General features: G+C 55.8%; 13 protein-coding genes. 11 read left to right on the top strand and 2 right to left on the bottom strand.

All coding sequences use genetic code 11. The features are described from left to right. Positions 1-79: 79 nt before the first annotated feature. The gene (locus tag JHL21_RS01640; protein ID WP_200211558.1) at positions 80-394 is read left to right on the top strand and encodes a helix-turn-helix transcriptional regulator; all 315 of its coding nucleotides are present in this window, start codon (positions 80-82) and stop codon (positions 392-394) included. Positions 395-623: 229 nt separating this feature from the next. Further along, positions 624-1,517: an IS481 family transposase gene (locus tag JHL21_RS01635; protein WP_200211556.1), complete on the top strand. Its 894-nt coding sequence runs from the start codon at positions 624-626 to the stop codon at positions 1,515-1,517. Between the two features lie 245 nt (positions 1,518-1,762). On the opposite strand, the gene JHL21_RS17945 is transcribed toward JHL21_RS01635, so the two are convergent. Beyond that, the gene (locus JHL21_RS17945) at positions 1,763-2,800 is read right to left on the bottom strand and encodes a tyrosine-type recombinase/integrase (protein ID WP_200211554.1); all 1,038 of its coding nucleotides are present in this window, start codon (positions 2,798-2,800) and stop codon (positions 1,763-1,765) included. A 978-nt stretch (positions 2,801-3,778) separates the two neighbouring features. On the opposite strand from JHL21_RS17945, the gene JHL21_RS01625 reads away from it, so the two are divergent. From JHL21_RS01625 to JHL21_RS01615, 3 genes are all read left to right on the top strand, one after another. Further along, positions 3,779-7,321 (top strand): AAA domain-containing protein, encoded by a 3,543-nt coding sequence (locus JHL21_RS01625; protein WP_200211552.1) that lies wholly within the window; start codon positions 3,779-3,781, stop codon positions 7,319-7,321. After that, complete coding sequence (locus JHL21_RS01620; RefSeq protein WP_200211550.1) at positions 7,318-9,078, top strand: phospholipase D-like domain-containing protein; 1,761 nt, start codon at positions 7,318-7,320, stop codon at positions 9,076-9,078. The genes JHL21_RS01625 and JHL21_RS01620 overlap by 4 nt, the downstream gene beginning before the upstream one ends. Positions 9,079-9,382: 304 nt before the next feature. Then, positions 9,383-11,302, top strand: coding sequence for a hypothetical protein (locus JHL21_RS01615; protein ID WP_200211548.1), 1,920 nt, complete (start codon positions 9,383-9,385; stop codon positions 11,300-11,302). A gap of 714 nt (positions 11,303-12,016) precedes the next feature. Here the strand turns inward: JHL21_RS01615 and JHL21_RS01610 are convergent. Next, the gene (locus tag JHL21_RS01610) at positions 12,017-14,608 is read right to left on the bottom strand and encodes a LuxR C-terminal-related transcriptional regulator (protein ID WP_200211546.1); all 2,592 of its coding nucleotides are present in this window, start codon (positions 14,606-14,608) and stop codon (positions 12,017-12,019) included. A gap of 337 nt (positions 14,609-14,945) precedes the next feature. On the opposite strand from JHL21_RS01610, the gene JHL21_RS01605 reads away from it, so the two are divergent. The 6 genes from JHL21_RS01605 (at position 14,946) to JHL21_RS01580 (ending at position 22,559) form a co-directional block, all read left to right on the top strand. Beyond that, positions 14,946-16,115 carry a TMEM43 family protein gene (locus tag JHL21_RS01605; RefSeq protein WP_200211544.1) on the top strand — a complete coding sequence of 390 codons (1,170 nt, stop codon included), beginning with the start codon at positions 14,946-14,948 and terminating at the stop codon, positions 16,113-16,115. A gap of 62 nt (positions 16,116-16,177) precedes the next feature. Next, positions 16,178-16,849, top strand: coding sequence for a hypothetical protein (locus JHL21_RS01600; RefSeq protein ID WP_200211543.1), 672 nt, complete (start codon positions 16,178-16,180; stop codon positions 16,847-16,849). 67 nt (positions 16,850-16,916) lie between these two features. Then, entirely contained in the window at positions 16,917-17,594 is a 678-nt protein-coding gene (locus JHL21_RS01595) for a hypothetical protein (protein ID WP_200211542.1), read from the top strand. Positions 17,595-17,960: 366 nt separating this feature from the next. Beyond that, on the top strand, positions 17,961-18,965 hold the full coding sequence (locus JHL21_RS01590; RefSeq protein ID WP_200211538.1) for a LacI family DNA-binding transcriptional regulator: 1,005 nt from the start codon (positions 17,961-17,963) through the stop codon (positions 18,963-18,965). Between the two features lie 461 nt (positions 18,966-19,426). Continuing rightward, positions 19,427-21,331, top strand: a complete 1,905-nt coding sequence (locus tag JHL21_RS01585) for an ABC transporter substrate-binding protein (protein ID WP_200211537.1) — start codon at positions 19,427-19,429, stop codon at positions 21,329-21,331. A gap of 235 nt (positions 21,332-21,566) precedes the next feature. After that, positions 21,567-22,559, top strand: a complete 993-nt coding sequence (locus tag JHL21_RS01580; RefSeq protein ID WP_199531471.1) for an ABC transporter permease — start codon at positions 21,567-21,569, stop codon at positions 22,557-22,559. Positions 22,560-22,565: the final 6 nt, after the last annotated feature.

Below are 22,565 nucleotides of genomic sequence, written 5' to 3'. Positions count from 1 at the left end.
CGGCTGTCACATCGAATTGTTAGGAATGGTTAACGGCGCCTTGGCTGCATGTTCGCATGATGTTTCGAAGGATTTCGAATTGACCGATGACGAAGCGCTGAAAGTCCTTGTGGGCCTTGGGGATTCCACACGCTTCGATATTTTTCGAAATGTGCAGCTGGCCCCCGGATTATCTCCCTCTGACCTCAAAAGCGAAAAATCAGCATCGACCATTTCGCATCACTTCAAGCTGCTGGTCGATGCAGGGGTGCTCGAAACCATGCGTGACGGCAAGCACGTGCGATACCGTATTCACAGTGGGGCCATGATCAATTTTGCGAAGTGGGCGGCAGAGCAGGCCGAGCTCGGGACTTTGGATGACCTTGCAAAATACCTTGCGGACAACCCGACTTAGTTCGTGCAAGATCGGCCTCAAAATCCTGCCTGGCGTGGCGGCCTTAGAGTTTGCCGTGGTCAAAAGGATTGTTCCGACCTTCTCACAAACAAGGGGCAGAAAAACCCAACATGAACGGTTTTCGCTCCGCTCCGCAAGTCCTCAGCTTCCAGAAAGCCAGACTGTAGATATGTCGGTACTCGCGGGACATCTCCAATAAGCTGACATTTGTTGAGCTAAGGAGGCATTTATGAACAAAGAACAACGTGAGATTGCGCGCAAGCTTCGTGTTCTGAGGCACGCAGAAGAGACGGGTCAGGTTGCCAAGACCTGTCGATATTTCGGCGTCAGCCGCAGCAGTTTCTACCGGTGGCGTGTTGCCTATCTGAAGCTCGGTGAGGCCGGTCTGGTGAACCGGCCTCCAATCCCCAAATGGCATGCTAATCGCATACCAATCGAGATCGAAGAGAAAGTTCTCCACCTCCGCAGCAAGTATCACCTCGGCCCAATGCGGATCGTCTGGTATATGGCCCGATACCATGGGATTAAAATCTCAGACGCCACGGTCTCGCGGATGCTTAAACGCAATGGCGTCAATCGGCTGCCGCGCGGTACCCGTGTGCGCAAGGTGCACACCAAGCGATACAACAAGCAGGTTCCCGGCCACCATATTCAGATGGACGTCAAGTTCCTGACATTTAAGGGGGAAAGTGGCGAGAAGGTCCGGCGCTTTCAGTTCACTGCCATCGATGATGCGACCCGGGTGCGCGCGCTCAAAATTTACCAGAAGCACACCCAGGCAAGCGCGATCGATTTTGTTGACCACATCATCAATACTTCCCCGTTTCGAATTCGCGAGATCCGAACCGACAATGGCCATGAGTTCCAGGCCAAGTTCCATTGGCATGTCGAAGACCAAGGCATCCGCCATGCCTATATCAAGCGCAGTACGCCGCAATTGAACGGCAAGGTCGAACGATCGCACCGGTCAGATCAACAGGAGTTCTACCAGCTGCTCAGCTACAAGGGCGATGTTGATCTCGAGGCGAAACTGAACGAGTGGGAACGGTTCTATAACTTCGCCAGGCCGCACGGAGCGTTCAACGGAAAAACGCCTTACGAGGCCCTCCGAGAAAAGCTATAATCAGACCGAAAGATGTCCCGAAAGCACCTGCAGCTTACACGCTACCTACACCGCCTATGCCATTCGTAAGTCGGCCGCCTACGGCAGCTATTGGGAAATCAAAAGTGCGGCCTGAATGTCCGGAATGGGGCGCATCGTTGCCGCGAGCTTGCAACGCATGAGGCATCGGCCTTCCTTGAAAAGGCGGTGGATTGCTTGGGAGCCAAGGCGAGCAATTGGTGGTGGTTTGTTTGCCTGAAATGCCATCAATTGTATGGCGAAGGATGCGGCAGCTCGCTGGCCAAGTCTTCTTCCAGTTGGCTTGATGAGACAATTTTGCGGTTCGCCAAGCCAGGATGAGGCCGATCCGGCGTACGAACTGCCCGCGCTGCGCTTACACCCACGAGGGCAAGGCCGCCCTTTCGACCCTGCTGTTTTGTGCCGTAAACTTGCTGTGTTGCCGTGCTCGCGTGGCCGAGCGCCATCGCTATTATCTCCTTAGTAGTGCCAATTGCGTTCTTAAGCTGCGAGGCGAAATAATGCCTGCATGTGTACGCGCTGATGCCAGGCAAGCCTGCCTTCTCACAGGCGCGCTCAAGGTTTTTGTGAAAGGTGCGGGGTTCGCGCTTGACCACCAGGTTGCCGCCTCGGCGCGCTGCAATCCGCCACAACTGAGCCGCCTGATCGGAGAGAGACACGTCGTAGGTCAACTTGCGCCAAGGCTGCCCATTGTGCTCCGTCACCTTCGCCCCATTGATCGTGACGCTGAGATGCTGGTCATCCAACACGCTGACGCTTATTCCCATGGCCAGTTCCTCTGGGCGGCATCCTGAGAGCATCGACACGAGAACGGCCGGCACCGCAGCAGTGATCGTATTGGCCACGAGACGCGTGCGCCAATCTTGCGGCAGCTTGTGCAGCGTTCCACGCTTTGAACAGCCTTTGCGAGTGAAAGCGTCCATTGGCGGTTTTTTATCGAGCAGCATGTCGATCACCATGCGCACGCCGACCACCTCGTTCAGTTCGTTAGTTGATGCTTGCTTCTGACCTGCGGCCATTTTCTGATTGGCACTGAAGAACTTCTGACGGATCACCTTCCACAATCCGCGGATGGCCGCTGCCTTTGTGATCACAAACTGGCCAGGCGTGGTGGACGCCACATAGTCGAGATACTCGAATATGTTCAACCCGGACTGGTTGATTGAATTCCATATCCGCCCGTAGCGCTCCAAGGTTCTCGCTTTTTTGGGCTTTGCCAGATAATCTTTCGTCTCGCTCAGAATGCGCTTCAGGTCGTGTGCCACTGTGTCTCTCCACTGTCTTCATGGACGTTAAGCGGAGTGGATGAAAATCGGAAAACGCGAGCTTTCGAGAGTGAAAGATGGCCTTGTTTTTCAAGATGCTCTTGAGCGCCTTGACTGGCCATGGCCACCCTTCGCTGGCTCGCGCCAGCAGGGCGGCAGGGTCTGGCGACCCATGTCCAGTCAAAGCGACGGATGATCCTACCGGCCCCCCTTCGCCCCATGGAATGGGGCAGGGGGGCAAGCTCTCTTCGGTCGCCGGAAGGATCATCCGTGGCAGGAGATCAAAGATGATCTCCTGCCTTGCCTGTTGCTCAAAACCGACGCCCCCTCGATCCATGCTGGATCAGGGGCGCAAGCTCGCTTTGCTCGTCGATTTCGACCAACAGGCCCTATTTCCGGAACCGCCCGGAGCGCCTCCGGAAATAGGCAAAGAGCATCTTACCCGACTGGCCAGAGGCCATCTTACCCGACTGGGTCGAGGAAATCTCTTCCGACGGGATACGACCGTCTCACACACATTTTGACCATCTTATCTTGGGGTGAACCGATCTTATCGGGCCAAAACCGATCTTATCTCTGCCAAACCGACTGGACCCCGCTTTGCCAATCCGCACTTAGTTCAAACTAGGGTTCTCATGTTCGGGTGCGCTAAGGCTGAACATCTTGAGCTCAACTCGCTGCGCCTGTGTGGCGGCACTGCGCCCCATGCTTGCCGTTCATTGCCATTTGAAAGCATCCCGAAAGTGGACCTATCGAGGAGATTTTGATCCAGGTTTAGTAGGCAACTTCAGATGTCCCTGAAACCGCCGGATTAGCTGGTGGGCCCACCGGCTCGAACCTGATCGAATTTATCGCTCATTCGCGCAGAACCACTGGAACGGGCTCCGGGGGACTCTTCCAAAATACTATGTCGAACGGGTTGGCAGATCTGTCTTTGTGCTCTTGCATCGTCTATCAAGATGCTTGGGGGATCGAAAAATGGCTAGTAAATCGCGCCGCAAGGGAGAGTTTCTGAGTAGCTTTAAGCTTGGGGATCGCGACCTTCAAAAGGCAGACAAGAAGTCCGGACGGCCATCGCTTACTTTGGCGGTGGATGAAAACGGTAACCAAGTACTCGTCAAAGCATGGCCACGTGTCGCGGGGGCCGGTCAAGACGAATTACATGAACTATGGCAACACGAGGTTCGGCATCTCTATCGGCTTGGCGGCTATCCGCGGGCATCGTCATCGATAGCGACCTTACTCCAAGCAGGTTTCGACGAAACGGGATTTTATCTCGTGTTGGACCTCGGTCAACGGGAGCCGCTTGCATCTTTGCTGCAGCATAGGGAGCAGGGTCACTGGCTGACAAATCCACGACTTGCCCGCAACAGAGTTCTTATGTGGCAAAATCTCAGGCAAATAGCGTCCGCCTTGGAGATCCTTCATGACCAAGGGCTGTTGCATCGTAATCTCGACCAATGGTCAATTCTTGCTTCGGGCGGATTGGAGCCCGACTTTCAACTAACAGGCTTCGAATGGTCCTTGAGATTAGCGGGTGCGGTTAATGCGCCTGATCGTGCTCGAACCACGTCCGGCGCGCCGGCTTCGTTCGTTGAAGACTGGCGGGCATTCGGCGAATTGGCTTCTGGACTTCTCGGCGCCGACTTAAAGAGGGTTTTGAATCTTCGTCTCGTGCCCTCCGAGGTCGCAGATCACCTATCAGCTGACGAAGTCAAACTCCTGCGCCAGTTGGTGCGTATTGAACGACTGGATAGGTTGGACGGCGAGATTGTCATTCAAAGGATCACGGAAATTCTCCGTGATCTGGCGGCCGACGTTGCGGGACGCGAGACGAAATTTCATCTCGTATTTCGCTTTTCCGGGTCTTTTGCGCAACGTCTTCGAGAAGCCTCAGGCAACGACATCGAAGTGGATGACGCAGAGGCGATGCTGGAATTTGTTCGTGCGGATCTGGGTGACACGCCGCTCTTACTGGCGTTAAAGAGCGATGGGCAGCCGTTTAGGCTCACACTAGCGGGAACTCTTCTGACCTATTCTCTGGCCCAATATGTACCGCGGTCAGGGATGCCCGGCACTTGGGAGATGGCGTATTCCGAGCGGGCGGAAACGAATGATGCAGCGGCCTTTAATATCCTAGGACAGATTCAGCTCCCGGCCCGATCCCTTGAAATTATGGACCAGAGAGACGCGAGGGTTCGGTTTCCTAGGCTACGAGGAAAGCTTTCGACTTGGGAGCAGTTGCGCAAGGAACTGGACGCTGACCAGGCAAAGCCAGACAGAGTAAAACGCGTTCATCAGGCACTTGCCCTCACGCAGTTCCTGGAAGCGCTGTACGCTGCTGCCGACAGTTACCCCATAGAGGTTCGGACTAGTACTACCCGTGATCTTTCGGAGTCCGAGGGTGATGAAATCAGGGTTTCGGTGACGCCGCGAGCAGATCCAGAGCGCGATGCGCTTTCTCTAGCATTGGGGCTCAAGCCTCCCGCCAAACGCTTCGAAGAAGTGTTGCTCGGCGACTCGCGCGTTGAGGACTGGGTACTGACGGAAGCGCGGCACTTGGGCGACCGTGAATACTCGGACACCTCTTGGAAGTTCAACCGGAAGGTCCAGTCTGGAAATACGCAGCCCGAATATGTCTTCACGGGCCCTGAACGCCCTTCCCACCTACGTGACGCAGTCTTAATACCTGCCGACTTTGTTGGCCGCGATATACAGCTTCGACGCAGGCTTAAGGCTCTTCGAGCATTGGCGGATCATTCCGAGCTCCTGCGCATGCTAGACGACCCCAGAGCCAGGATTTTGGAGTCGCACGAGAGTATCGGGTCGGAGGAACGCTTGGCGGACCTCGATGAATCCAAACAGAGTGCGCTTAGGGCGATTGTGTCGACCATCCCGCTCTATCTTGTGCAAGGTCCCCCCGGTGTGGGAAAAACTAGGCTGGTTAGAGACTTAGTACTCGATACTCTGGCCGAGAACAGTTCCGCGCGATTGTTGCTCACGGCTCAGAGTAACGCCGCTGTCAACCACCTCATGGATGAGTTAGCAAGCGCATTTGAAGAACATCCACATGGTCCGGTGATCGTCCGAAGCCAGTCAAGGGACAGCAAAGAAGACGCGGGCCCATTTGAGGTTGTGAGGCAAACCGAGGCCCTGGTCGCCAAACTTGCAGCCAGTTCACTAGTAGCGGACGCACCTCGGCGCCTTCAACAGCAGCTTGCCGATCTTCAGCTAAACATAACTTCTAAGCCGCGTGAGGATCGGTCGAGTGTCAGCCAAGGAAGGCTAGCTATGGAGGCAATGCTTATCCGTGGCGCCAATATCCTTTTCGCAACTACCAACTCGCCAGAGCTCGAACGTTTGCTCGACGAGCGCGGCCAGTTTGATTGGGTTATGGTGGAGGAAGCCGGAAAGGCAACTGGCGGTGAGCTGATCGCTCCATTGTTGCTTTCATATCGCCGCTTGATGATCGGTGATCACAAACAGTTGGCTCCGTTCGGATCCGACAAGATCGTGCAACTTCTCACGGATCCAGCTGCCGTTGCTCGGGCGCTTGAGGTCGGGGCAGAGTTCATCGGTAGGACGCTACGCGACGCAGCCACAGAAGACGTTCTGGACGAGGTCGACACGGATCAGAGCGACTTTCCCGCATTGTGCTCTCTCGCGTTGGGTCACGTACTTCTGTTCGAGCGCCTGATTGAAGACGAATTCAAAGTGCACGAACGAAAGCCAAGGGCCCGTCGCTTGGCCCAACGACTAACGTTACAGCATAGAATGCATCCGGCCTTTGCAGAGATTGTCTCTCATAGTTTCTACGACGACGGTCTCGAGACACACGAACTGGCCGCCAAACGTATCGCAACCACACCGTCACCAGTTTCTTCGAGGGACAGTAAGCGCCTGCCAAACGCTCCTTTGATTTTTGTTGACATGCCGTGGGTACAGACCACCATCGGGATGAAGGCGGACGATGCGGAGAGACGGCCTCGATGGCATAACCCAACCGAGGTGCGCGCAGTTTGCCAAATTTTGGAACTGTTAAAAATTCGGGAGGGCCTGGAAAGAATGCCTACCCTCGCTGTTCTCTCGCCGTACAGTGAACAGGTGCGGCGTCTCGGCATTGCAATTGATGACAATCGCAAACGCTATTCTCTGTTGTCGGGGCTAGCGCCTGCCGTGGATGCCGACAAGTACTGCGGGACTGTAGACTCTTTTCAGGGAAATGAAGCGGACGTTGTGATCGTGTCTTTGGTCCGCAACAACAACCATGCATCGATACGTGGTGCGCTTGGCTTCCTAAGCGATCCGAGGCGCATGAATGTGCTGCTGAGCAGGGCGAAGTCGCGCCTTTTCGTCGTCGGGTCTCTTAGATTTTTGCGGGCGACAATTGAGTCGAATAAGGGAACGGAAGCGTTGCAAGAAGCGGCTTTTCTAGAGCGCTTTCTGGCGGCACTCGAGGTTCAGAGACAGCAGGGCAACGCCGTCATCATTCCGCATGACCGATTGGAAAATGGCAAATGAGTCACGTTCGAGTTGCGGTTCCAGTCCTTCAAGGTCGTCGCAAGTTCCACTTCGATAAGGGAAGACCCTGGACCATTTTGGAGCAGTTGTTGCTCCACGAGCTGGATCGCGGGCCTTCCATGGTATCGGCATTGAAGGAGCGGGCCGGAATACCCGAACGGGTGATAATCGAAGCCCTGATCCGACTGATGCGGGCCGGTTGGGTTGAGATGGTGCAACTCCCGTCCAGCGTGAACTTCCAAATCACTCCCGAGGGGAGAATCGTCAACGAGTACGAACAGCTGCCAACGGCTCCGAGGCGATTGAGCAGGCACATGACTTTCGTCGTCGAGCAAATCACTGGCGCCTTGTTTAGAAGCAGGGACCTGCCTTTTGTCCACGAACACGTTGTCGAAAGTCGCGAAGCGAGAGGGGAACCGATCATACGAATAGAGCGACCCGACCGACAGTACCTTGAAGAAGCCAGACCACTAGTGGACGCCCTGTTCCAGTCCGATGAGAAGTTTGTAGGCATGGATCTCTACGGTGATCGGCTCGCCAAACGTTGGGCCTTGGTTTCCGTCAGAGATGGGCAGCCAGAAGGGCTAAGTCCACGCACGCCACTTCGGCTTGCGGACGAAATCAAGAAGGCAGCTGCTCGATACTCAACACGATCTGGTGACAGTCGAGTTGTTTACAGCGCCGTGCACGTAAACGAACACCCAGTTACGCACGTGACACCACCAGCTCATAAGGTTGCATTTGTAACGAGCGATCTGATCACGGGAGGCACTGATCACGAGACTGCTTTGAAGGGAGCGATAAGCAAGGCCCGTCACCGCATACTGATACATTCAACATTCATTTCTGTGCCGCGATTCGAGGCCCTTTTACCGGATCTACGCAAGGCACTTGGGAATGGCGTGAAAATTGACATCCTTTGGGGCCAAAATGAGAACGCGGATGAAAGGCGTTCCACAATAAAAGCCGTCAGCCAAATCAGGACGCGTCTCGCAGCCGAAGGTTTAGACGGACTCGTGGTGCACCCATTCTCTACCGGCTCGCACGCGAAGCTCGTCATTTGCGACGATGGCGCGCTTGAAAAAATGACCGCACTAATTGGTTCATGTAACTGGCTCTATAGCGGCTTCTCGAGCTTCGAGGTGTCAGTGCGCCTTCGTGATCCACATCTTGTCGCAGACTTGATTGATCAGCTTGCGGAGTTGTCACGGGGTGGGAATGGTCACTGGACTGAATTGACCAGCGACCTCGTTGCCCAGGCAGAAACTTTGCGAAAGCAACAGCCAACGCCGGAGGGCAAAGCGGAGGTTTCAGTCCTGCTGGGCACAGGCCATGCCGAGCTCGTGCGGGAAGCCCGTGATAAGGCCAACAAACAGATTGTTATTGCTAGCAATAAATTCGCAGGCGCCGCGCGCAACTTGGTTCTGGAACCCCTTTTGTCTGCAGCCGAGAGGGTTCGGGATCTCGACGTCAGGTTGTTTTACGGCAAGGACAGCGGCGCAATAACGGCGAGGGACATTGCCGAAATGACGATTGCAGGGGCAAAGGCGGGCATACGCATTCGGCCAGTTCACAACCCGATGTTGCACGCCAAATTTTTGAGTTGGGACGATGACACCGCTATCATCACCAGTCAAAACTGGTTGTCGGCCGACACGATGGATGACAATCCAAGGCAAGAGATTGGAGTGTGCATCCGTTCCGCTGGCGTTGCTCGGATCTTAAATGACCGGTTTAAGGCTGCAACAGATACCTGATCCATTGCAGCGCCCCCCAGTACCCCTTTGCTTTCCCGCACTTGGGGGACACTAAGAATCCTAATCGTAGCCGCTTCAAGATAGTACATCTGGTCGCGTAGTGGGTATCCGCAAGGGTCAATCCTGGCGTTTAGACTGACATCGGGGTCAGCCTGTGTTGATGGTGTCCAACCGCGCTCGAGCACATGGCGTGACCATCCCTCAGCGCGTGTTCAAGAAGGCGAAGGTCAAGATCGAGTGCGCAGAGTACGACTCCAGCATCGACTAGAAGCCGAAGGGTCGACGACACTATAGGAGATGGGCCATGTCTGACGATGACAAAATCGAGGACGAGATGAACGAGGCCGCCGCAGAAGACGAAGCTGAGGCCAAGAGCAGTTGGCCCGAGCCACGACTGGTAACGCTTGACGAATTTAATGCCGTCGACTTCCATGCTCCAATCGCGGACATCAAGAAGGTCGAGTGCCACAATCTTGAGACGGTGTACCATCGCCTGTCTAACGAAACGGTTGGAAAAGACCCAAGCTTCGAAGTGTGGCGCATTCTGACCGGCGTTTGTGGTCTGCACTTCCGCGTCAAGGATCCTGGCGATGCATACGGCCCGCAAATGGTGATGGGAGCGCGACGGTCGTTCATTCCAGCAGATTGGATTGGCGAACAGAACGAGGTCTTCAACGCCCTCTACCATGAGATCACACATCCCGGGCTTCGCGCCAGGATCGCAGACGTCGTTTGGGTCAATGATCGTCGCAAGGGAGCCGCCGCTCGTGATGCTATCGAAGCCTACTGCGACGCTGTGGAAGGTCTGAGGGATGGCCGGTTCGAGGAACGCTTCGACTACAAGACGACCGTGAGCAATGAAGAGCTCGACCTGATTGAGCGAGCCATTCAGATATCTACTGTCATAAGCAAGCGGGGTGCGGCTCTTCCGAACCGGATCGTATCGAATCTGATGGCGCTGTACGAAGCAGCCCGCGACAACCTTGATGTGTTCCCGTTCGAACGTGTCGCCCGGCTTTGCTATCGGTTCGACCTTTTGTCGGATGATCAGATCGCTCAGGATGCCGAGGCACTAGCCATCGCGGCAGCAAATGGGCCTGATCCATATCCGTTGGGTATCAAAGAGATTTGGGACTTGGCCGCAGCCTCTCACCGTTATCAGGATCGACCAGAGGATGAACGGCGGTGTACGCTAGAAGGCATTGAGCAGACCATCAAGATGGGCAACCACGTTGGTCAGACATCCGCTCAAGCGCACTGGCTTAGGACGGCGATATCCGAGTTGCGGAGAGTATCCGGGACTGACGAGTATCGAGAGCAACTTCGACTGCAGATGCGTCAGCTGCAAGAGAAGGCCATGGACGAGATGTTGTCCTTCTCAATCCCAGTCGATTTCACAAACCAGATCACCGGCACCCTCGAAGCCTTCGACGGTTTGACCCTGCCGGACGCTCTAAAGCAGTTCGCGACCTTGGCCGTGCCGCTTTCCCCGGATGCTCTTCGCCAGCAAGCCTTGGACAGCCTGGATCATAATTCGATCGCCTCCATCTTTACCGCTGTGCAGCACGACGCCGATGGCAAGATTGTTGGTGAGGTTGGAGGTGCCCCGATCGGTGGCGTTCCTGACGACGATTGGATCAAGAACAAGATTACCGAGCTGGAGAACTTCCGTCGCATGGAAATCGTAAACGGTTTCATACAACCGTCGAGGCAGTACATTGCAAGCAGCTTCCCCATTGCAGAACGGCACTTCCACTCCATAGCTATCAACAGCCCATTTGTGCCACCATCGCACGCCGGCATCTTCGCTCTGGGTTTTGCCCGCTTCTTTCAAGGTGACTACGTCGCGGCGGCGCACATGCTGGTGCCGCAGGTGGAAAATTCGATCCGGTACGTTCTCAGGAATTCTAACACTGATACGTCGAAGATCTTGAACGACATGCTCCAAGAGGATCGGTCGCTGTCGTCCTTACTTGAGAGCTATAGACCAGAATTGAACAAGGCGTTTACCCCTGGTGTCGTCCTGCAGATCGACTTGATGTTCAATGGCCATCCAGGACCCGGTCTTCGACACGAGATGGCTCATGGCAAGATCGGCACGGGAGCCTGCTTCCACCACGATATTGTCTATGCGATGTGGTTCATCTTCCAGCTCACCTGCATCCCGCTACTGAGTTACTGGAAACAGCACGTGGGCCCTGCAATCGAAGCCGCAGCATACTAGCGAGCTACGCCGCCTTGGCGTCCGGGTGTTCGTAGACCCTGATGCCGCCGCGCTCGACGAGAAGCCGCCAGCGTGCTCATGGCACAAAGTGCCAGCACACAGGCGCGAATGCCCGCCTTCCATAACGCTCTCACCGGAAGAGGACAGACCGCTTCCGGCCCCATTCTGGTCGCGACAAAATGCGTTGGGGTGCACAGGTGGCAGGGCGCTCTATCAAATGAGCTAAAGATGGCACCAACTCAGCGAGTCGAGTTTCAACTTCGGGTAATTTAGGCCGTAAATTCGGAGCCCACATGTTGAAACTATTCATGAACTCAATTGATAAATCCAGGTCTGTCATGCCGGAGGTCGCGGGTTCGAGCCCCGTCTCTCGCGCCATTTATTTCCTTGAAATCCTTGAAATAAATCGAGCGCTGCCTTTCAGCGGAGCGTTGAGTTTTAACTTTTTGAACTCGCTGTGCTGTGTAGCCAGTTTAATCCGGCATAATCCTCCCGTCATCAGATGCTTGGCCTCAGATTGGCGCTTTGCTTGGTGGAGAGCGCAACTCGTCGATGCCGGATTGTGTCGCGTTCGATCTTTCACGCCTTTTGATGATGGCCGATGCTCTGCCGGATTAGGCGCTCGCGGGTGTCAATTGATGAGGCTCCCGAGTGGCTTACGCCATTGCTCTAACTTCCCGGTGTCTGGGGATTAAGCGGCGCCCCCCATGCGGCTCATATGATCAACAGCTCTCGGGCGCGAGAAATGGCCTGTGAGCGGGTGGAGACGCCAAGTTTGTCGTGGATTTTCTTACGATGGCTTTTCACGGTACCTTCAGAAATTCCCAATTGCGAGGCGATCTCTTTGGCACTCAAACCTTCGGCAACGAGCGTTATGATTTCGCTTTCACGCGGGCTAAGGGCATAGTTTTGGCCGACGACCTCGGTTTTTGACGCACTGGCGGGGTGGGGCTCGCTGCTGCGCAAAGAGTGGACGTAAGCCTCGACCGCGGCGGGCAGCTTGCGGCCGCTGCGTAGGGACAAGTCGGTGACGTCGATCAGGGTTTTACTGTGGTCGGCAGCCCTGCGGGCCAGCCCTGCCTGCCGTGCAATGCCGACCGCGACGGACATGTGCTCCACCGCGCTGTTGTATCGCCGCAAAGTGCGCGCGGCGCGCATGAAAAGACAATGATAGGAAAACCGTAAGCGAAGATCGGCGTCGCCGAGGAGGACCATATCTATCCGCTCTATTTCACCTAATGCATCGCGGGGACGCCCAAGTTCGAGCATCAGCAATGCCGAAGCTAGCAAGGCCTCACTCTCGATTACCCTGCAGCCGCATTTGTCTGCAGCAAGTTCTGATAGGAGCGTGTCTATCTGCTGCGCGGCATCGCGCAACTCGCCCATGCTAATGAGCACATGCACGCGCGCAATGGCGAGTTTTCGCAATAAGCGCTTGAGGTTGCGTTCTTGGGCGAAGGCTTCGCCTACGCGGATCTGCTGCAGCGCCTTTTCGGTGTTACCCTGGGCGCAATGGACGGAGACAGCTGCCGTGAAGCCTTCGAGATAAAGCCAGAGCCAGCCATTGATATTGCGCAATTGCTCCAGTGCCGGCATCAGGTTGTCCAAGGCCGCGTCGAGTTCGTTGCACTCGTAGTGCAGAACGCCGCGCATCAATTGCGAAGTCAAAACCTCATAAGTGTGCGGCCCACATTCGAGATGGGCCAGCTTTTGTGCATGCACGACATGGGCGATGGCCTGATCGATTGTGTCCGTCGCAATCAGGGCAGAAGCGTAATGAAGGTCGAGAAACAGCGTGACCTTGCTGGAATTGTCCGCGCGTTGGGCGTGGAAACCGAGACGGCTGATCCGGATCGCCTCACTAAAACGGCCCGTGTCCACATAGAAGAAGGCCAGAACCGATGCGATAACTGCTGCAAGGATTGGCTGGGTGTCGAGAAAACGCAGCAGGCGGGTTTCCAGATACGCTATTCGATCGCCCGGCACGGGAGCATCGGCGAGAGAGTAAAATACGATTTCGATACTGGCGGCCCAAGTGGCCACTATTTCTGCATCGGCTGAATTTTCTATCCTGTTGTAGTTCTCTGTCAGCTCTGCTGCTGCGTCGAAGGCAATTCGGGCCTCGTGATGCTTTCCATGCCTGAGGCGATTATAGACCTGACTGAGGAAGAGCATGGGCAACTCCCCGGCGCGATCGGGCGGAATCTTGACTTCAAGCCCAAGGTCGGGTCCGTCGGCGAGATCGACCGAAATCGCCCCAGCCCGTTCGATAATCTGGGCCGCAGTCGTGCTGTCGGCGACGCCGATTGCATGGCGCACAGCATCTGAGGCGAAGCCGCGCTCGGCAAACCAATTCGCCGCAAAAATCCGCATGGACTCGAACCTTGCGGGGTCGGCTTGGCGCATTTTGCGTTGCAGATGGCGTGCGAAGGCGGGATGAAGTCCTGCCCAGCCGCACGTGGCGTCGCGGTATTGGATGAAGAGGCCACGGCGGATCAGCTCTTCGATCTCGGGCCAGGCTTTGGTCGTAGACAAGCTGGCAACGATGTCCGGAGAGAACCTGTCAAATGCACTGAGGTCGAGCAGGAGGCTCAGTATTTCCGGGGAGAGTTGAGCGCAAATCACATCGTCAAAATAATCGCCAAGGCCTCTTGGCAGGGCGAGACTGTCCGCACGCGGATCGAGCAGGGCCATTGTGGCGGTTGGGTCCTGAGCCAGAAATTTAAGGCCAGCGGCCCACCCTTCCATGAGGTCATTGAGTAGGCATGCGTCTGCCGATGACCAACGCGGGCCCAGTAGGGCAGCCGCTTCAAAATCATCGAGGGCGAGTGCCTCTGGCCCGATGCGTTCCAATTGTCCCCGGAGCCATAAATCATGCAATACGGGGCCGTGTAAGTGGTGTGCCGTTGCCAGCACGCGAATGGTGCGCGGTAGGCCCACAATCCAGCGCTCCATCTGGCGACACATTTCTGGCTCGCTCACGCGCTCTAACCCGTCGAGGAGGAGATAAAGCCCTTCGTCTGCGGCATCAGACAGGCTGAGCTGGGCTTGGTGTGTGACGGCGTCGAAATCGCCATCGCCCAAATTTGCCCATAAGACGGATTTTCCCTGCGCCACGAGGTTTTGGTAGAATAGGGTCAGCGTGGCGGTTTTGCCGCTGCCGGGTGGGCCGAGCAAAAGCGCAACGGGTTGGTCGGCTTGGGCGAGGCGTGTCAGCAGGCCCGTGCGCGGCACGAGGGTGTCGGCAAAATGCGGCGGGCAGAACAAGCGGTTCTCGACCGTTGCGCGCTTCAGCGATCCCCCCAAGCCTTGCCTCCAAGTATCCAAGATGACTTAACCTTGTGTCGTCAATTACTATTCTCCTTTTGCCACGGTGCAGCAGGACTGCCAAGGCGGTCGGCTCGGAGCGCATCCCCCTTTTAGGGGAGTAGTCTTGCCCGCTTGGGTGTCTTTACTGTCACGTCAACGCTCCCGGTCGGCTGTTCACGTCATGATTTCGGGAGACGGAATTCTCTGAAGATGTTTGCATTTTCGGGATGCTTTTACATGCGGGCAAGGGCGCGTCGCTATCACTATGGCGTCGCTTGGACAGGCTGATAGGGCCCGAACTTTTTCCGCTCACTCTTTGACCAATTGGTAAAAAATGGCGATAGAAAAAACGGTTTCAATTTCCTGGTTCGACCGGATCAAGCAATCCGTCGGCGGGGTGGTCGTGGGATTTGTGCTGGTCATCGGCATGGTTGGGCTGCTGTTCTGGAACGAGGGACGCGCAGTCCAAACTGAAAAATCCTTGGCTGAAGGGGCGGGACTTGTCGTTTCCGTCTCTCCAGACACGCTCGATCCCGCCAATGAAGGCCGTCTGATCCATGTGACGGGCTATGTGACGACGGCTGAGCCCGTGGTGGACAGGGAGTTTCCTGTTTCCGCCAATGGGCTGATGCTGCGTCGCAAGGTTGAGATGTATCAGTGGGTGGAGAGCCGTTCGACCGAGAAAAAGGTCGAGCTTGGCGGCAGCGAAACGCAGGTCACGACCTATAGCTATGCTCCGGACTGGTCGTCGCAGCACCAGAATTCTGTCGATTTCGAAGATCCGACGGATCACCAGAATCCCACTATGGACGTCGCAAGCGAGAGTTTTTCTGTTCCAAGTGCCAATCTCGGGGCGTTTGTTCTTGACCAGAATATCATCGGCAGCATTGGCTCCAGCCAGCCCTATCTGCTGAGCGACAATCTTGCCGATGGGGTACAGGCCGCAGTCGGCGCTGGCATGCGCGCGTCAATCGTTAATGGCACGATTTATCTGGGCAGCACTCCGAGCCAGCCCGTCATTGGCGACTACCGCATCAGCTATGAATTTACCCCGGCCAGTCAGGTCAGCATTATTGCGGCGCAAAGGGGCAGTGGGCTTGCCTCCTATAAGACCGAGAGCGGCGACAGCCTGCTGATGGTGGATGCAGGGGCGGTTGCAGCCGAGGACATGTTTGAAGGCGCAGCGGCAGGCAATTCCACCTTCACCTGGCTTTTGCGCGCCGTCGGCATCGTCTTGCTGATCGCTGGCTTTGGCTCCATCCTCGGACCTTTGTCGGTTGTCGCCAGCGTCTTGCCTTTCCTTGGCAGCATTCTCGGCTTCGGCACGGGCATTATCGCCGGTATTTTTGGCGTGGCGCTGGGTGCGCTCACCATCGGGACGGCGTGGCTATTCTACCGTCCGTTGACGGCGCTGCTGATCTTTGCCGTGGCAGCGATCATTGTTGGCGGCCTGATTTACATCGGCAGTCGCAAGAAGGCGGCGCCAGCCACTCGGCCGGCCTGAACCGATTTGTCCCTCGGCGCAATGTGCCGCCGAGGGCTCCATTCCATCAACGAGATATGCAAATGAGAACAGCAATGCTGGTGGCAGCCTTGGGGCTGCTTGTCTGCGTCACCCCCGCTTCGGCCCAGCAGAGCCTGCGGCAGAACCTCTATGATTTGGGGCGCGACACCTGTAGCAGCGCCATCGCGGGAGAGGTGGATGGCGTCGATGGCCTAAGTTTTGTCGCTGCGGTCGATAGTGCCAATTGGGAGCGCGCCGAATATTGCCACTGCGTCGGTGAAGAGTTCCAGGATCTCGATAGTGACGATCTGGCGAGCATGACCTCGGGGACTGCCGAGGGCAATGACCACTTGGCCTTCATCGCCACGATGAACATGGCCATCTGTCTGCCCGGTGCTGCCGATCTCGAGTGGGACGGCGAGGTTGCGGATGGCGATCTGGCCGAGTGGGACGTCGAAGAGCTCCCTGATGAGGACTTCGCCTATGACGAAGGCGATAAGGACATGTGCGAAATGGCCCTTGATGACGCCATTATGGTGCCGGGCTTCGATCGCGAAGAGATTTTGAAGGGCATGGCACAAGTCGGCCAAAGTCGTGACGATCTCTGCACTTGCACCGCACGCTATTTCGCGGCTGAAGGCGAGCCGCTCCAACAGGCTATCGAGAATGCCCCAAATCCCAATATCGTCTACGCCAGCACGCTGGCTGGCGCGATTGAGACCTGCCGCCTCTAGGCAAGCAAATCCTTGGCGAGCGCGGCCTCGGTCGCGCTTGTTTTCTTATCCTGCGAGGGGCTTATCCGTGCGTCCAGCTGCTATGATCACGCTTGTAACCTTGTCCTTGTTCATGCCGCCCGCTGTGTCGGCAGAGATGGAAGATCATCAACTCTACCGGATTGGGGACGAGGCCTGCACCAAAGGTCTCGATGGTGCAGGCCTCGAAGTCTTTGCAGATGCTGTTGGCGGCGATCCTTCTCGTTTTTGCGCCTGCGTTGGCGCTCAATTTGTAGAGAATGCGGATTTGCAGACGTTCCGCATGGATATGGCTGATAATGAGGATGACGTCGCAGCGGTATTTGTCGAAATCCTGCGCGAGAATATGAGTGTCTGCCTTCCGTCACTCCTTGACGACGAAGATTTTATCGACGGGGATCTTGTTGGCGTTGAGGGATATGAGGAGAATGGCGCGGACGGCAGCCAAGACGGCCCCGATTGGTCAAGCATGCCCGATCAGGCCCATTGCGAATTCGCCATTGAAGGGCTGCTCGAGCCCGACGATTTTGATCGGGCCTATGTTCAAGATTGGATTTCGGACTCGGGCATCGGCGCTGAAGATCTGTGTTTCTGCGCGGCGGCAATCATGGAAGACTTTGCCGATGAGTACGCAACCGAGTTCGAAGCAACGAGTGATCCGGACCTCTATTGGGACTATATGAAGCGATCCGTGGATCAGTGCCAGACGGCGATGTGGAAGCGATAGCTGAAACGTCGCCAGTTGCTACGGGTCTGAATGGAGTTCAATTAGCGCGACGCGCTGCCCGTCGATCGGTTGTTAGTGTGTTTATCTAGCCGATCTCAGCCGTAGACAAAGAGCCGCCATAGGCCATCATAGACGACAAATTCTGAAGCTTCCTGCTGCCGAATAGTTGTTAAGGGCCGACTGACAACAAGCCGTGCCGTGCAATTGAGCGGCCTCCGCCGGTGAATCAATTCGTCACCTCCTTCGAGGACATTTGTAAGTCCCTGTAACCTATGGCTTCTCGAGCCAGGTGCGGGGCGCCTCAACTTGAACTCTTGCATTACTCAAAAAACGCAAATATTGCATAGGGCAGGAGGTGCCAAGCTTATGTCCCCAAAGCGTGCAAGCCAGGCTGACATTGCGGTTCAGTTGGGAGTGTCGATTTCGACCGTGTCTCGTGCGCTCGCCAATGAGATTGGCATTAGCGAGGTCATGCGCGCGGAAGTTCAGAAAGTCGCGCGCCAGCTTGGATATAAGAGTAAGCATGTTTATTCCGTCGAAAACTTGGATCGGCATGTTCTGGCGTTGGTTCCGCTCGGCGGAGCGACTGGCCACCTGACAAGTTTCTATCACGGCATTGTTGAAGGGATGCGGGCACAAGCTGCAGAGCTGGGGATCAAACTGGATGTGCGTCTCGTCAATGAGGATAGCGTTGATGATGTGTTTGTTCAGCGGCAGTTGCAGCGTACTGGGGCGAGTGGCTTGGTCTTGGCTGGCATCGACCCTGCGCCTGAATTTGCGCAATGGTGTAACGAGAACGAGATAAATCTTGTTCTGGCGAACGGCTTAGATCCGAGAATGGCCGTTAGCTCTGTAACGCCGGCAAATTTCTTTGGTGCCTATCAGGCAACGCGGTACCTGCTAAACGCGGGGCACCGTAAAATTCTGCACTATACCCATCAGGTACGCCCTACGATTATACAGCGCCAGCGGGGTTATGAGGCGGCGATGGCGGAGGTGGCGGATGCCGTGCCGACCATTGTGACGACGAACGACTACACAAATGCCGAATTGGTGGCCGCCTTGAGGCAGGGGGAGTTCGACGTCACGGCAGTTTTTTGCTGGAATGATATAGCAGCAATGCCCTTGGTCGATGCTCTGGGCGGTGGTGAGGGACATGCGCGCCATCCTCTCTCGATTGTCGGCTTTGATGATCTTCCGATCGCAAGCATGGCCACCCCACGGCTCAGCACGGTGCAGGTGGATCGCGTTGCTATGGGGCGCGCTGTGATACGTCTTTTAGGACAAAAATTCGATGGCGAGCCTGCTGTGCAGCAGGTGGAAATTGGCGTCACGCTGATTGAAGGCGATACCGTCGCTGCCATCGAGTAGCCGGAGAACAGCGACTATTGCACTTTTATTGTGCCGCTGATTTTCGGTAATAGTCAGCTCGTAACCTCCAAATAGGTTTAAAATAAATTTCCCAATACCGCATTTCCCCCATCGGGAAGGCGGCTTTTTTGTACCTATTGCTTTCTTGTGACAACGCAAATTGCAGTAATTTGCGTAATTTGCGTTGTTTGCGCAAATTACTTGTTTTTCGCGCAAATCAATCCTAACGTAACGATGTTGCCGCGCTCCAATTGGTCCGCGGCCGAGAGGGGGCTCTGGCCTTCTGAATTACAAAGCGAGCCCATGCTTGCACTGAAACTGGCGTTGAGGAGTGCCTGTTTCGTGACCGTCCCTCGGGAAACCGAGGCACTCGCCAGAGGAGGCGGGTGAAATGTCCAGCGCGCTTTTGGCGGCTGGGTTGCAACATCTTCGGGTGGTGCCCGAAAAAGGGAGGAAATTATATGAAGATGCTCTCATCTGCGCGCCTGTCAGGCGCTGTGGCGATGATTGCGCTGTTTGCCATGGCCGGTTCGAGCCTTGGTCAGCAGCAAGCGCCGAGTTTGGATGCTGATGTCGCGAGTGGCGCTTTGCCTGCGGTGGCAGACCGCCTGCCGAAGAACCCCCTGGTGATCACGCCATTCGAAAGCGTTGGCACTTATGGCGGAACGTGGCGTAGCGCGCTTCGCGGTGGCCTCGACAATGCATGGATCGGGCGGACCGTCGCCTATGACGGTTTGGTGCGTTACGATCGCGAGTGGAAAGAGATCATTCCAAACTTAGCCGAGAGCTGGGAGGTTAGCGATGACGCTCGCACCTATACCTTCAAGCTCCGCGAGGGGCTGAAGTGGAATAATGGCACCCCATTCACCAGCGCCGATATCGCTTTCGCTGTCGAGGTCATGAGCGAGCCGACCTATGGCGGCGGTACCTTTATCAAGCAGCCCAACAAGGTAACTGTCGACGTTATCGATGACACGACATTCAGCTTGGTTTTTGAAGAGCCAAATGGGTTGATCATGGACGAGTTGGCCAGCATCAACGGCTTCACCGTTGTGTCGCTCAGCAAAGACTACTGCAGCCAGTTCTATCCAAAGTACAATCCCGACGCAGTCGCAAATGCAAAGGCTGCCGGATTTGAAACTTGGGAAGCGCACATGGGCAATCGTTGCTCGTGGGCCACTGAAACAATCCGCTGGGCGAACCCTGATCTGCCCATGATGAATGCGTGGATGATCGATGAGCCGCTGACCGGCGATGCGACCCGCACCACTTTCAAACGTAACCCGTATTATTGGAAGGTCGACACTGAGGGCAATCAGCTTCCGTATATCGATCGTCTCGAGATGCGCGTGTCGGACTCCCTCGAAGAAATCACCTTGATGGCGCTGAATGGCGAAATCGACTTTCAGGATCGCCACATTGCGACGGTTGCTAACCAGCCATTGTTCTTTGATGGCCAGGAAGCCGGCGACTACCGCCTCGGCCCCAATGTGCCCTCAAGCATGAATACGCTCATGCTACAGTTCAACCTTAACCACATCGATCCAAAGCGCCGTGCCCTCTTTGAAAGCAAGGACTTCCGCATTGGCGTGAGCCATCTTCTTGATCGTGAGGAGATCATCGATGTGGTGTTTACCGGGCAGGGCGAACCCTTCCAGGCAGCGCCTCGCCCTGAATCTCCATTCTACGATGAGGAGATGGCCAAGCAGTATACCGAATATGACGTTGAGGCTGCCGATGCTGCGTTCCAAGCTGCAGGTCTAACGCGCAGTGGAGACTTTTATACCTTTGCGGATGGTTCACCGCTGGTCGTGACCATCGACATGATCTCCTCATTCAAGAGTGAATGGGTCGATATGATGGAGTTGATCCAGCTTCAGCTCGAAGCGGGTGGCCTGGATATCGAGCTCAATAACATCGACCGTACCCTGTACTACGATAAGCGCGTCGTCGGCGATTATGATGCGCAGATTTGGCAAGGCGACGGTGGTCTCGATGTCATCCAAGAGCCGCGTTACTACATGGCTGCTAACGATGAATCCGTCTGGGCATATCGCTGGGCTCAGCACTTCCAGGGCTCTCGTCCCGAAATCGCTGAAGCGCCGCCAGCTTGGGCGCAAGAGCAGATGGACCTTTACACTGCCATCCGCGCCGAAGGCGACCCGGCCAAGCGCAACGATATGATGAAGCAAATCTTGGCTATCGCTAAGGAAAACTTCCCGGTCATTGGCATCAGCCTGCCTGGCGAAGGCTACTACATTGCCAAGAATAACGTGCGGAATATCGCGGACTCGATGCTGCACGCATACCTTTACCCAACTCCAGCGCCCTACGACCCATTCCAATGGTACTTCGGCGATAAATAGTCACCTCCCAGCGCTCCGCAGTGTGTTCTTCTCACTGCGGAGCCGAAGAGGGGCTTGGCTATGAAATCTTGCAACTTGTTCGCTCCCGACCACGGAGGCGAGCCCTCCGAGAGATGGGATAGGACATGCGCATAGTGCGTGTGGGTGAGTTTACGCGCCTCCACATCTCCCTCGGACACTTTCGATCCGCCGTGTCCCTGCGTGCGGAATAGGCCAAAATTCTGAGGAGACGCCCATGCTGCGTTTCATTGGCATGAGACTGGTTTCGATGGTGCTGACGCTGTTTGCGGTAAGCATTGTGGCGTTCGCCATCATCCAGCTGCCACCGGGCGATTATCTAACGACGTATATTGCAACGCTGAACGCCAATGGGGATCGCGTTGATCCGGCCATGATCGAAGCACTGCGTCAGCAATATGGCTTCGGCGAACCCTTTTATGTCCAGTACTGGAAATGGATCAGCGGCATTCTGTTCCGCGGCGACTTTGGCCAGAGCTTTGAGTGGAAAGCCCCTGTGACGTCCCTGATCTGGGGCCGCCTCGGAAACTCGATCCTTGTTGAAGGCTTGGCCGTCATCGTCATGTGGCTGATCGCTTTGCCGATCGGCGTCTATGTCGCGGTCAAGAAATATTCGCTCGGCGACTACCTCGCCACGATCGTTGGCTTCATCGGACTTGCCGTACCTAACTTCTTCCTTGCGCTGATCCTGATGTATCTCAGCTTCGTCTATTTCGGCACCACCATTGGCGGCCTGTTCTCATCTGAATATGAGATGGCGCACTGGAGCCTCCCGAAAGTTTGGGATTTTCTGTCTCACGCATGGGCGCCCGTTTTGGTGCTCGCGACCGCAGGGACGGCAGAGCTGATCCGTATTTTGCGCGCCAATCTGCTCGATGAGTTGAAGAAACCGTATGTCGTCACGGCACGCGCTAAGGGCCTGCCTGAGTGGAAGGTCATTCTGAAGTATCCGGTCCGCTTGGCGCTCAATCCGCTGGTCTCGACCATTGGTTGGCTCCTGCCTGCGCTGGTGTCGAGCTCAGTGATCGTTTCGGTGGTTCTGAACCTGCCAACCGCAGGGCCGCTGCTGCTGCGCTCTCTGACCAGTCAAGACATGTATCTCGCAGGCGCGATCATCATGCTCCTCGGTGTGCTCACCGTGATCGGAACAATGATCTCAGACCTACTCTTGGCCTGGATCGATCCACGTATTCGCTATGGGAGCAAGTGAGATGGC

The organism is Devosia sp. WQ 349K1, assembly GCF_016595685.1.
Lineage (GTDB): Bacteria > Pseudomonadota > Alphaproteobacteria > Rhizobiales > Devosiaceae > Devosia.
This window is presented reverse-complemented; position numbering and strand designations above follow the sequence as displayed.

Excerpts from the sequence above, each read along its gene's own strand:
- JHL21_RS01635 (WP_200211556.1), top strand. The coding sequence starts at position 624 with ATGAACAAAGAACAACGTGAGATTGCGCGCAAGCTTCGTGTTCTGAGG.
- JHL21_RS01620 (WP_200211550.1), top strand. The coding sequence starts at position 7,318 with ATGAGTCACGTTCGAGTTGCGGTTCCAGTCCTTCAAGGTCGTCGCAAG.
- JHL21_RS01615 (WP_200211548.1), top strand. The coding sequence starts at position 9,383 with ATGTCTGACGATGACAAAATCGAGGACGAGATGAACGAGGCCGCCGCA.
- JHL21_RS01600 (WP_200211543.1), top strand. The coding sequence starts at position 16,178 with ATGAGAACAGCAATGCTGGTGGCAGCCTTGGGGCTGCTTGTCTGCGTC.
- JHL21_RS01590 (WP_200211538.1), top strand. The coding sequence starts at position 17,961 with ATGTCCCCAAAGCGTGCAAGCCAGGCTGACATTGCGGTTCAGTTGGGA.
- JHL21_RS01585 (WP_200211537.1), top strand. The coding sequence starts at position 19,427 with ATGAAGATGCTCTCATCTGCGCGCCTGTCAGGCGCTGTGGCGATGATT.
- JHL21_RS01580 (WP_199531471.1), top strand. The coding sequence starts at position 21,567 with ATGCTGCGTTTCATTGGCATGAGACTGGTTTCGATGGTGCTGACGCTG.
- JHL21_RS01625 (WP_200211552.1), top strand. The coding sequence starts at position 3,779 with ATGGCTAGTAAATCGCGCCGCAAGGGAGAGTTTCTGAGTAGCTTTAAG.
- JHL21_RS01605 (WP_200211544.1), top strand. The coding sequence starts at position 14,946 with ATGGCGATAGAAAAAACGGTTTCAATTTCCTGGTTCGACCGGATCAAG.